Here is an 11,801-nt window from a genome sequence, read left to right on the forward strand (position 1 = left end):
AAGGGTTACGGTCGTGCGCCATGCTGGCGCGGTCGCGATGGCAAGGGAATCGGGTGTTTCGCCCTAGCCAGGCCCCGTCGGTGCCGCAAGCGGCGCCGGCTGCACGCGCAGCGCCAGGCAGAAGGGCTGCACGCAGGGTGCGCGGCCTTCGTAGGGGCAGCCGGGCGCGCTGCAGGGGGGCTCGGCCGCACGGTCGTGTTCTTACACACGCGACTGGCCGCTGGCCTGCAGCGCGGCCAGGGCCAGCCAGGGGTCGGTGCGCGCCTGCAGCGGGTCGCGCCCGTACACCACGGCGGCCGCACCGGGTGCCGGCGCCAGGTCCAGCGACAGCCACCCGCTGGTGCGCTGGCCCGCGGCGCCCGGGCCTTGCAGCACCAGCGCGAACAGTCCGGGCGCCAGCGCCTGCGGCGGTCCGGCAAAGCCCACCGGCAGGGCCGCTGGCGCGGTGGGCGCAGACGGCAGCGCAGGCATTGCGGCAGCAGGCAGGCGCAGCGTGAGCGTGAAGCCGCGCGCACCGTCGGGCGTGTACACCATGCCTTGCGCCACGCGCGCAATCTGCAAAGCCGGTAGTCCGGTGCCGCCGGCCGCCGGGTCGGTGCCGGCGGGCCACGGCTGGGCCGCCAGCACACGCGGCGCCGCGCCGCCTGCCGGGCCGAGTTGCTGCACCAGCGTATTCAACAGCCGCAGCAGCGGCGCCCCCACACCCTGGGCAGGCCACGGCGCAGGGATGGCCGCGGCGCGCGCAGAAGCGCCCTCGTCCGCCACGGCATCGGCGGAAAGAGCCGCAGGCCCGTGGGATGCGGCCGCTGCCCTGGACGGTGCAACCGCGCCGCCAGCCATCGCCTGCAGGCCCTGGCGTGCCTGATCGGAAAGGCTTACCCGCTCACGGCCTGCCGGCACGGCAGGCATGGGGGGCAGCGCCGTCGGCAGCAGGTTTGGTGAGAACGGCACAGGGGGAGCGTCGGTCGGCGCGGAGCCTGCTGGCGCGGCCCCCGCCGGGGTGGGCGCTGCCGGCGCGGCCAGCAGCCAGTTCTGCCGCTGCAGCGCAGCCTCGGCCAGCACGCGCACGGCGGGTGCCAGCGGCGGACGGGGCGGGTCGATGGAGGAGGCCATGGCGCCCCAGTGTCGCAGAGCGCGAGCCCCGCGCCAACGGTGGCGGCCTCCCGAGGGGAGGCTTTTTGCTACTCAATTAATAGCTTCTACCGCTTACTGGATAAGCGCTAGAGGCAATTTTGTTTCAAAACCCCGCGCGGAGCCTCATCCTTTGAGGCCCAGCCGCCGCGCGAGCTTGTGCAGGTTGCTGGGGTCCACGTCCAGCGTGCGCGCGGCCTGCGCCCAGTTGCCGCCATGCGCCACCAGAGCGGCATTCAGGACCTGGCGCTGGCAGGCATCCACCGCGTCACGCAGCGTGCCCGTGGGCGCGGCCAACGACAAGGCGCCGCCTGCCGCGGGTGCCATGGGGGTATCGCTGCGGGGCGTGGCCACGGGTTCGTCCAGCGCGTCCAGGTCCAGCAGGCCGGCCTCCAGCGTGACGATCTCGTTGCGGTCCACGCCGCGGCTCAGGGCCTTGAGCGCGGCGCGGCTGATCACGTGTTCCAACTCGCGCACGTTGCCCGGCCAGCGGTAGCGGCGCAGCGCGGCCTGCGCGTCAGGCGACAGGCGCAGGCTGCGCAGCCCCAGGCGGGCGCGGTTGAGCTCCAAAAAGCGGCCGGCCAGCACCAGCACGTCGTTGCCCCGCTCGCGCAGCGGGGGAATGGGCACCGGGTAGACCGAGAGGCGGTGGTACAGGTCGGCGCGGAAGGCCCCGCTGGCCACCTGCTCGCGCAGGTTGCGGTTGGTCGCCGCAATCACGCGCACGTGCACGCTGCGCGGGCGGTCGGCGCCCAGGCGCTGGATCTCGCCGTTTTGCAGCGTGCGCAACAGCTTGGCCTGCACGGACAAGGGCAGCTCCCCCACCTCGTCCAGAAACAGCGTGCCGCCCTCGGCGGCCTCGAAGCGGCCCGCGCGGTCACTCACCGCGCCCGAGAACGCGCCGCGCACGTGGCCAAACAGCTCGCTCTCGGCCAGCGACTCGGGCAGCGCCGCGCAGTTCACATGCACCAGCGGGCGGGCGCGCCGCGGCGACTGGTGGTGCAGCAGCCGCGCGAACAGCTCCTTGCCCACGCCGGTCTCGCCCAGCAGCAGCACGGGCAGCTCGGACGCGGCCACCACGCTCAGCTCATGCAGCAGCCGCTTGAGGGCCGGGCTTTCGCCCACGATCTCCAGCTCGCCGGCGCCGCCGCGCTCGGGCGTCGCCAGCGCCAGGTCGCCTTCGGCCGGGCCGGTCGCGGCCATGCGCAGGGTGCGCAGTTCCTGCTCCAGCCGCGCCACGCGCACCACGGCCTCCACCAGCGGCACCCACTGGCCCAGCCGCTGGCGCGCGGCGGGTCCGAAAGTGCCGGTGGCCAGGGCATCCAGCGTGAGCACGCCCCAGGGCCGCCCCTCCACGTGCAGGGCCACGCCCATGCAGTCGTGCACGGGCAGCGGCTCGCCCACCAGGGTGTCGAGCAGGCCGTCGTAGGGGTCGGGCAACTGGCTGTCGTGCTCGAAGCAGGTCACCTCGCGCCGCGTGAGGATGGCCGCCAGCCGTGGGTGCTGGCCTACGGCAAAACGCCGGCCCAGGGCGTCGCTCACCAGCCCGGTGACGGCCACGGGGCGCAGACGCTCCTCCTCCAGCCGCAGCAGGGCCACGGCCCCGCAGCCGAACTGCGTGCGCAGCAGGTCCACCAGGCGCTGCAGGCGCACGGCCTGGGGCAGTTCGGCGGCCATGTCGGCGCACAGGGGCAGCAAACCCTCGGGCGCGGAGCTCAATGCAAGCATGTTTATGGTCATAACTACCATTTAAAGGTAATTTTTACCTTATTCGCATACGGTTCATTTTACCCATGCACGTATAAACCCTTGATTTGACGCAATGCAGCATCTGGCCCGGCTCTTGCGTCAGGGCTGGCGTTACATCACAACGACGGAGGCCCTTCATGGGTAAGTACGCCAAGCATTGGTACACGCTGATAGGCGTGTTGATCGTCACCTTCAGCCTATTGGGCTATTACGGTGCCGAGGTTTACCGCACCGCCCCCCCGATTCCGGGCAAGGTGCTGGTGCAGGGCAGCGACAAGCCGCTCTATACCAAGGACAGCATCCTGGACGGCCAGACCGCCTGGCAGTCCGTGGGCGGCATGCAGCTGGGCTCCATCCTGGGCCACGGCGCCTACCAGGCGCCGGACTGGACGGCCGACTGGCTGCACCGCGAGCTGACCGCCTGGCTGGATCTGGCCGCGCAAAAGGACTACGGCAAGGCCTTTGCCGACCTGGACGTGGGCCAGAAGGCCGTGCTGCGCGACCGCCTGAAGACCGAGTACCGCGCCAACACCTATGACAAGGCGGCGGATACGGTCACCATCACGCCGCTGCGCGCCCAGGCCATTGCCGGTACCGCCGCGTACTACGACAAGCTGTTCAGCGACGACCCGTCGCTGCACCAGTCGCGCGAGCATTTCGCGATGAAGGAAAACACCCTACCCAGCGCCGAGCGCCGCGCGCAGATGGCGGGCTTTTTCTTCTGGACCGCCTGGGTTGCCGCCACCGAGCGCCCGGCCGATGCCGGCGGCCATGGCGCCACCTACAGCAACAACTGGCCGCACGAGCCGCTGGTCGGCAACCAGCCGACGGGCGAGAACATGGTCTGGTCCATCGTCAGCGTGGTGGTGATGATGGCCGGCGTGAGCTTTCTGGTGTGGGGCTGGGCCTTCCTGCGCAAGCATGACGAGCAGGACCCCGTGCCGCCCCAGCACGACCCCCTGAGCCGCGTGGCGCTGACACCCTCGCAGCACGCCCTGGGCAAGTACCTGTTCCTGGTGGTGGCGCTGTTCTGCGCCCAGGTGTTCCTGGGCGGCTTCACGGCTCACTACACGGTGGAGGGGCAGACCTTCTACGGCATCGACGTCTCGCGCTGGTTCCCCTATGCGCTGGTGCGCACCTGGCACCTGCAGGCGGCACTGTTCTGGATTGCCACGGGCTTCCTGGCGATGGGCCTGTTCCTTGCGCCCGTGATCAACGGCGGCAAGGATCCCAAGTACCAGAAGCTGGGCGTGGACGTGCTGTTCTGGGCGCTGGTGGTGGTCTGCGTGGGCTCGTTCATCGGCAACTACTTCGCCATCGCGCAGATCATGCCGCCCGAATGGAACTTCTGGCTCGGCCACCAGGGCTATGAGTACCTGGATCTGGGCCGCCTGTGGCAGATCGGCAAGTTTGCCGGCCTCGCCTTCTGGCTGGTGCTGATGGCACGCGCCATCTTCCCCGCCCTGCTGGCCCCCAACGGCCAGGACAAGAACCTGCTGGCCCTGCTGACCTGCTCGGTGGTGTGTATCGGCCTGTTCTACGGGTCCGGCCTGTTCTACGGCGAGCGCACCCACATCTCGGTGATGGAGTACTGGCGCTGGTGGGTGGTGCACCTGTGGGTGGAGGGCTTCTTCGAGGTCTTCGCCACCACCGCCCTGGCCTTCCTCTTCTCCACCCTGGGCCTGGTGTCCTACCGCATGGCCACGGCCGCCAGCCTGGCCTCGGCGTCGCTCTTCATGCTGGGCGGCGTGCCCGGCACCTTCCACCACATGTACTTCGCCGGCACCACCACGCCCGTGATGGCCGTGGGCGCATCGTTCAGCGCGCTGGAAGTCGTGCCCCTGGTGGTGCTGGGCCACGAGGCCTGGGAGCACTGGAGCATGCAGCACAAGGCCGAGTGGATGAAGAGGCTGCGCTGGCCCATCATGTGCTTCGTGGCCGTGGCCTTCTGGAACATGCTGGGGGCGGGCGTCTTCGGCTTCATGGTCAACACGCCGATCTCGCTGTACTACATCCAGGGTCTGAACACCACGCCGGTGCACGCCCACGCCGCACTGTTCGGGGTGTATGGCTTCCTGGCCCTGGGCTTCATACTGCTGGTGCTGCGCTACGTGCGTCCCCAGATGGTGTTCAACGAGCGCCTGATGAAGACCGGCTTCTGGTGGCTCAACGCCGGCCTGGTGCTGATGATCGCGACCAGCCTGCTGCCGATCGGCCTGTTCCAGTTCCACGCCAGCGTGACCGAGGGCATGTGGTACGCCCGCGGCGAGGAATTCCTGCAGCAGCCGCTGCTGCAGACCCTGCGCTGGGTGCGCACCTTTGGCGACCTGGTGTTCATCACCGGCGCCCTGTGCGTGACCTGGCAGGTGGTGAGCGGCGTGCTGTTCGCCCCCCGCGCCCCGGCCGCCCCGAGCACCGGAGCCCTGGCAGGCGCCAACCGCTGACGCACCGCGGATACCGGGTGCGCCGCCCCGCGCGGCGCGCCCGGTCCCGCCCTCGGACCTTTTGAAGAACCGCCATGAACATCGACCGCTTCAAGCACGAGCACCGGGACATCCTGGGCCAGATCGCCACCCTGCGCCAGCTGGCACACAGCGGCGGGGAGCACAACGCGACGGCGATTGCACAGGGCATCGTGGCCATGAGTTCCACCATCAAGCTGCACCTGGCCGTCGAGGACCGCCTGCTGTACCCCGCGCTGCGCCAGGGCGCCGACGCGGAACTGGCACGCCTGGGCGAACAGTTCCAGCGCGAGATGGGGGCGATTGCCGCGGCGTACATGGACTTCGCACGGCGCTGGAACACGCCGGAGCGCGTGCGCACCGACGCCGAGGGTTTCCGTGCAGATGCCAACACCGTGCTGCGCCATGTGTACGAACGCATGCAGCGCGAAAACCGCGACTTCTACCCGCGCATCGAGGCCGAGGAGACCCTGGCGCATTAAGGTTCGCTCTATTTTTCATAGCTGCAAGCGCTTACCTGTAGAGCGCTGCAGCTCGAAAACGTTTCCATCGGCAAGGCCTTAGGGGCACCTTGCTTTTCAGCCGGCCTTGTGCCGGCTTTTTTTTGCGCCGCGCGGGCCCCTCCGCGGCTGCCGGCGGGCTTGTCGTTTTTGTGGGGCGATCGCCCGCACAATCACTGCCGTGATGTAACGTCTGCCTACATTTGCACGGGTACCGCGTCCACGCGCCCCTGGCATCGACCCACCACCACGCCGCACATGATGCACCCCGCCCACCGCCAGGAGTTCCGCCAGTCCCTCATCTGGTTCGCCGTGCTGCTGGTCAGCCTGTGGATGTTGAAGACCCTGCCCGCGCCGGATGCCGCGCGCGGCATGGCGGGCTACTTGCCGCTGCACACCGCGATGGAGGTCGTGTCCATCGGCGTGGCAGCAATGGTGTTCAGCATCAGTTGGGCCACGCAAAAGTACCGACCCAACGGGCGGGTGCTGGTCCTCGGCCTGGGGCTGCTGGGCGTGGCGGTGCTGGACCTGACCCACAGCCTGTCCTACGCCGGCATGCCGGACTTCGTGACCCCCAGCGACCCGGAAAAGGCCATCAACTTCTGGCTGGCCGCGCGCGCGCTGGCGGCGCTGGCCCTGCTGTGGGCCGCGTTATGGCCCCACCGCTGGAATGAATGGCTGGGCCGCCGCTCGCGCTACGCGGGGCTGTTGTGGGTGGCGCTGCTGGTGGGCGCGGTGCACTACGTGCTGCTGGGGCATCCGCAGTGGCTGCCCCGCACCTTCACGCCCGAGGCAGGGCTCACGCCCTTCAAGGTCCGTTTCGAATACGCGCTGGCAACCGCGTACGTGCTGGCGGGGGTGGGCTTCCTCACGCAACTGCGCCATGCGCGCGAGTTCGGTCTGTCGCACCTGGCGCTGGCATCGTTCACCATGGCCATGAGCGAGATCTTCTTCACGCTCTACGCCAACGTGACCGATGTGTACAACGTCGCCGGCCACTTCTACAAGATCCTGGCCTATGGCTTCCTGTACCGCGGCCTGTTCGTGGAAACGGTGCAGATCCCGTACCTGGACCTGCGCGCCGCCGAGGCCCGGCAGCGGGCCACGCTGAACACGCTGCCCGACCTGCTGTTCGAGGTGGACCGCAAGGGGGTGTACCTCGCGGTGCACGCCAACGAGACCAGCAAGCTCCTGACCCCGCTGCCCCAGTTGCTGGGAAAAACGCTGGACGAGGCGCTGCCGCCGGCGGCGGCCGCGCAGTGTTTCGAGGCACTGGCGGAGGCTGAACGCACGGGCATGAGCCGCGGCCAGCGCATCACGTTGCCGCTGCCCCTGGGCGAGCGGCATTTCGAGCTGTCCGTCTCCCGCAAATCCGCGGTCGCGGGCCAGCCCGACACCTTCCTGATGCTGTCGCGCGACATCACGCCCACCGTGGAGAACGAGGAGCGCATTCGCTCCGAGGCCGGCCTGAACGCCGTCCTGCTGGACCTGCAGCAGCACGACATCCACCAGCCCGAGGCAGACCTGCTGCGGCGCGGCCTGGCGCATGCCCAGACCCTGACCGGCAGCGCGCTGGCCGTGCTGTACTTCGTGCACGACGACGCTCGCGGCACCTCACTGGCCGCCTGCTTGCACGAAAACGCCCCGCCCGACATGCCGCCGTGGGAAACCGCCCTGCGCGAACGCCGCGCCGTGGTGACGAACGCGCCGCACGATGCGGCGGCTGGGCGCGCACCGGGCGGCGCGACGGCCCGCTGGGCTTGCGTGCCCGTGGTGGAAGGCGGCAGGCCGCGCCTGCTGCTGGGCGTGGCCGGCAAGGCGCGGGACTATCACCCACGCGACGCACAGGCGCTGCAGACCGTGGCCGACGCCCTCTGGAAGCACACGGCCCAGCGCCGCCAGGAGGCCGTCATCCACCGCCTGTCGGAGGCGCTGGACCAGAGCCCCAGTCCGGTGGTCATCACCGACATCGACGCCAGCATCGTCTACGTCAACAAGGCCTTCAGCGAAGTCAGCGGCTACGGCGCACAAGAGGTGCTGGGCCGCAACCCGCGCGTGCTGCAGTCGGGACTGACGCCGCGGACCACCTATGCCGATATGTGGACCAAGCTGCCGCGCGGCCTGCCCTGGCAGGGGGAACTCATCAACCGCCGCAAGAACGGACAGGTCTACACGGAAAACGCCTCGCTTTACCCCGTTCGCGACGTGTTCGGCGAAGTGACGCATTACGTCGCGCACATGGAGGACATCACGCAGCGGCGCGAGGCGGAGGAGCGCATCCGCGCCCTCTCCAACTACGACACGCTGACCGGCCTGCTCAACAAGAAAGCCTTCGACGAACAGTTGACGCAAGCCATCGACCGCGCCGACGCAAGCCACGAACGGGTGTCGGTGCTGTGGTTCGACCTGGACAACTTCAAGCTGGTGAACGAAACCCTGGGCCACGCGGCCGGTGACGAGTTGCTGTTGGAGATGGGCAACCGGCTGCGCGCCTGCCTGGCGCCGCACATTCCCGTGGCGCGCTATTCGGGCGACGCGTTCACGGCCATCGTGCCCCTGGCGGACCAGGCGGCGGTGGCGCTGCTGGCGCAGGATGCGCTGGCGCAGCTGCAGACCACACTGCAGATCCACGGCCATGCCGTGTCGGTCAACGCGTCGGCCGGCATCGCCGTCTACCCCGACGACGCGCGCACCGCCAGCACCTTGGCGTCCGCCGCGGAAGTGGCGATGTACCGCGTCAAGCAGGACGGGCGCAACGGGCTGCGCTTCTTCGCACCCGAGATGCAGGCGCACACGCAACGTTCGCTGGAGCTGGCCGCCGGCCTCAAGGACGCGGCGCACCGCGGCGAGCTGTTCCTGGTGTTCCAGCCCCAGCGCACGCTGGGCAGCGGCGCACTGGCGGGCGCCGAGGCGCTGCTGCGCTGGCGGCATCCGCGCTGGGGGCTGGTGTCTCCGGCCGAGTTCATCCCGATCGCCGAGCAAAGCGGCTCCATCGTGGCCATCGATTTCTGGGTGGTGGAGCAGGTGGCGCAGCAGTTGCGCGCCTGGGATGCCGCGGGCCTGCCGCCGCTGGTGGTGGCGGTGAACGTATCGGCTGCGCAGTTCGCGCGGCCGCACTTCGTCGAGGAGCTGGTGCGCATCCTGCAGCGCATGGACGTTTCGCCCCAGCGCATCGAGGTGGAGTTGACCGAGGCCGTCGCGCTGAAGAACCCCGAGCAGGCCGAGACCACCATCCGCCGCCTGCATGAGGTGGGCTTTCGCGTGGCGCTGGACGACTTCGGCACAGGCTATTCCTCCATGAGCTACCTCAAGCGCTACGCCATCGACAAGCTCAAGATCGACCAGTCCTTCGTGCGCGAACTCGCCCACCAGGCCAGCGACCAGGCCATCGTGACGGCCATCATCAAGATGGCCCACAGCCTGCGCATGGCCACCATTGCCGAAGGCGTGGAGACGGCCGAGCAGGCCGCGTTGCTGCAGGCCTGCGGCTGCGACGAAATGCAAGGCTACTGGTACAGCCGGCCGCTGGAGCCCGCCGCGTTCGAGGCCTTTGTGCGCAATGCGCAGGCTGGCGTCGAGTTGGCCTGACACGCGTCGCGCCGCACGCAACCCGGTTGCTACTGTTTTAATAGCTTCCAGCGCTTACCCCTCCAGCGCCAGAAGGCCAAAAGGCGTCAACCCCCCCACGGCGCCCCGATCCCCCGCCCAGCCTCTCGGGCGCGGGCCTGCTGCGGCCCCACCCCGTGGCGCTCGGGCCACAAGCCGCGCACCGCAGCCCCCCTCTGCACAGGCCCTTTTCTGCCCTGCGGTTTGTGCCTGATCAAACTACCTATAGTGTTTGATAGGTATGGTGAACACTATATGTAGTGTTTGAAGGGTTGCCATGACACCACCATCTCCGATCGTCGCCAGCCTGCCGCGCGACGTCATCCAACGCAACGGCGAGCGCACACCTTTCGATGCTGTGCGCATCCAGTCGGCCATCGCACGGGCCGGCCAGGCCACGGGCGAGTTCGGCGAGGACGAGGCCCGTCTGCTCACGGCGCAGGCCACCAAGGTGCTGATCCACCGCTTCCATGGCGAGGCACCGGCCATCGAGCAGATCCAGGACGTGGTGGAGCAGACGCTGATCGCCGCCAACCATCTGCAGACCGCGCGCGCCTACATGGCCTACCGCCAGCGCCACGCCACCCTGCGCGCCGACCGGCAGACGCTGGTGCATGTGGAAAGCTCCATCAACGAGTACCTCACGCGCGCCGATTGGCGTGTGAACGCCAACGCCAACCAGGGCTACTCGCTGGGCGGGCTGATCCTGAACGTGGCAGGCAAGGTGACGGCGAACTACTGGCTCTCGCACGTCTACGCGCCCGAGATCGGCGAGGCGCACCGCAATGGCGACATCCACATCCACGACCTCGACATGCTCAGCGGCTACTGCGCGGGCTGGTCGCTGCGCACGCTGCTGCACGAGGGGCTGAACGGCGTGCCGGGCAAGGTGGAGGCGGGGCCCCCGAAGCACATGAGCTCCGCCGTGGGGCAGATCGTGAACTTCCTCGGCACGCTGCAGAACGAATGGGCCGGCGCGCAGGCGTTCTCGTCCTTCGACACCTACATGGCGCCCTTCGTGCGCAAGGACGGCATGGACTACGCCGCCGTGCGCCAGTGCATCCAGGAGCTGGTCTACAACCTCAACGTGCCCTCGCGCTGGGGCACGCAGACGCCGTTCACCAACCTCACCTTCGACTGGACCTGCCCCGAGGACCTGCGCGAGCAGGTGCCGGTGATCGGCGGCGTGGAGATGCCGTTTTGCTACGGCGAGCTGCAGGCCGAGATGGACGTCATCAACCGCGCCTACATCGACGTGATGACCACGGGCGATGCCAAGGGCCGCGTATTCACCTTCCCCATCCCCACCTACAACATCACGCCCGACTTCCCGTGGGAGAGCGAGAACGCCGTCGCCCTGTTCGACATGACGGCCAAGTACGGCCTGCCGTACTTCCAGAACTTCATCAACTCCGAGCTGTCGCCCAACATGGTGCGCTCCATGTGCTGCCGCCTGCAGCTGGACCTGCGCGAGCTGCTCAAGCGCGGCAACGGCCTGTTCGGCAGCGCCGAGCAGACCGGCAGCCTGGGCGTGGTCACCGTCAACTGCGCACGCCTGGGCTATCTGCACGCGGGCGACGAGGCGGCCCTGCTGGCGGCGCTGGACCGCCTGCTGGAACTGGGCAAGCAGAGCCTGGAGGTCAAGCGCAAGCTCATCCAGCGCCTGATGGACCAGGGCCTGTTCCCGTACACCAAGCGCTACCTGGGCACACTGCGCAACCACTTCAGCACGCTGGGCGTGAACGGCATCAACGAGATGGTGCGCAACTTCACCGGCGGCGCGCACGACATCACCAGCGACTGGGGTCACCAGTTCGCCCTGCGCCTGCTGGACCATGTGCGCGCGCGCATCGTGCAGTTCCAGGAAGAAACCGGCCACCTCTACAACCTGGAGGCCACGCCCGCCGAAGGCACCACCTACCGCTTTGCCAAGGAAGACAAGAAGCGCTGGCCCGCCATCCTGCAGGCCGGCACCGAGGCGCAGCCGTACTACACCAACTCGTCGCAGCTGCCCGTGGGCTTCACCGACGACCCGTTCGAGGCGCTGCAGCGGCAAGAGGCGCTGCAAGGCAAGTACACCGGCGGCACGGTGCTGCACCTGTACATGGGCGAGCGCATCTCCAGCGGCGCTGCCTGCCGCGAGCTGGTGAAACGGGCGCTCACCCAATTCCGCCTGCCCTACATCACCGTCACGCCCACCTTCTCCATCTGCCCCACGCACGGCTACCTCGCGGGCGAACACCCGTTCTGCCCGCGCTGCGACGAGGAGCGCCTGGCCGCCAAGCGCGCGCGGCTGGCGGCGTGATTTGAACGAAATTTGCCTCTAGCGCTTATGTAGCAAGCGTCAACAGCT

At 68.7% G+C, this 11,801-nt stretch carries 6 protein-coding genes; 4 read left to right on the forward strand and 2 right to left on the reverse strand.

Features of this window, described 5'->3' with window-relative positions:
• Positions 1-201: 201 nt before the first annotated feature.
• Both I3K84_RS12595 and norR read right to left on the reverse strand, forming a co-directional pair.
• A complete protein-coding gene (locus I3K84_RS12595) occupies positions 202-1,113 on the reverse strand; it encodes a hypothetical protein (protein ID WP_231403322.1) in 912 nt (303 codons plus the stop codon).
• A 144-nt stretch (positions 1,114-1,257) separates the two neighbouring features.
• A complete protein-coding gene (gene norR / locus I3K84_RS12600; protein ID WP_231403323.1) occupies positions 1,258-2,859 on the reverse strand; it encodes a nitric oxide reductase transcriptional regulator NorR in 1,602 nt (533 codons plus the stop codon).
• Between the two features lie 158 nt (positions 2,860-3,017).
• Here norR and I3K84_RS12605 point away from each other — a divergent pair, with 158 nt between their 5' ends.
• The 4 genes from I3K84_RS12605 to I3K84_RS12620 all read left to right on the forward strand — a co-directional run bounded on the left by I3K84_RS12605 (position 3,018) and on the right by I3K84_RS12620 (position 11,753).
• Positions 3,018-5,324 carry a nitric-oxide reductase large subunit gene (locus I3K84_RS12605; protein ID WP_196994659.1) on the forward strand — a complete coding sequence of 769 codons (2,307 nt, stop codon included), beginning with the start codon at positions 3,018-3,020 and terminating at the stop codon, positions 5,322-5,324.
• A gap of 74 nt (positions 5,325-5,398) precedes the next feature.
• Entirely contained in the window at positions 5,399-5,824 is a 426-nt protein-coding gene (locus I3K84_RS12610; RefSeq protein ID WP_011803560.1) for a hemerythrin domain-containing protein, read from the forward strand.
• Between the two features lie 276 nt (positions 5,825-6,100).
• On the forward strand, positions 6,101-9,430 hold the full coding sequence (locus I3K84_RS12615; protein WP_196994660.1) for an EAL domain-containing protein: 3,330 nt from the start codon (positions 6,101-6,103) through the stop codon (positions 9,428-9,430).
• A gap of 295 nt (positions 9,431-9,725) precedes the next feature.
• Positions 9,726-11,753: a ribonucleoside triphosphate reductase gene (locus I3K84_RS12620; RefSeq protein WP_196994661.1), complete on the forward strand. Its 2,028-nt coding sequence runs from the start codon at positions 9,726-9,728 to the stop codon at positions 11,751-11,753.
• Positions 11,754-11,801 lie beyond the last annotated feature (48 nt).

Origin of the sequence: Diaphorobacter sp. JS3051, assembly GCF_015832135.1 — a bacterium.
GTDB lineage: Bacteria > Pseudomonadota > Gammaproteobacteria > Burkholderiales > Burkholderiaceae_C > Diaphorobacter > Diaphorobacter nitroreducens.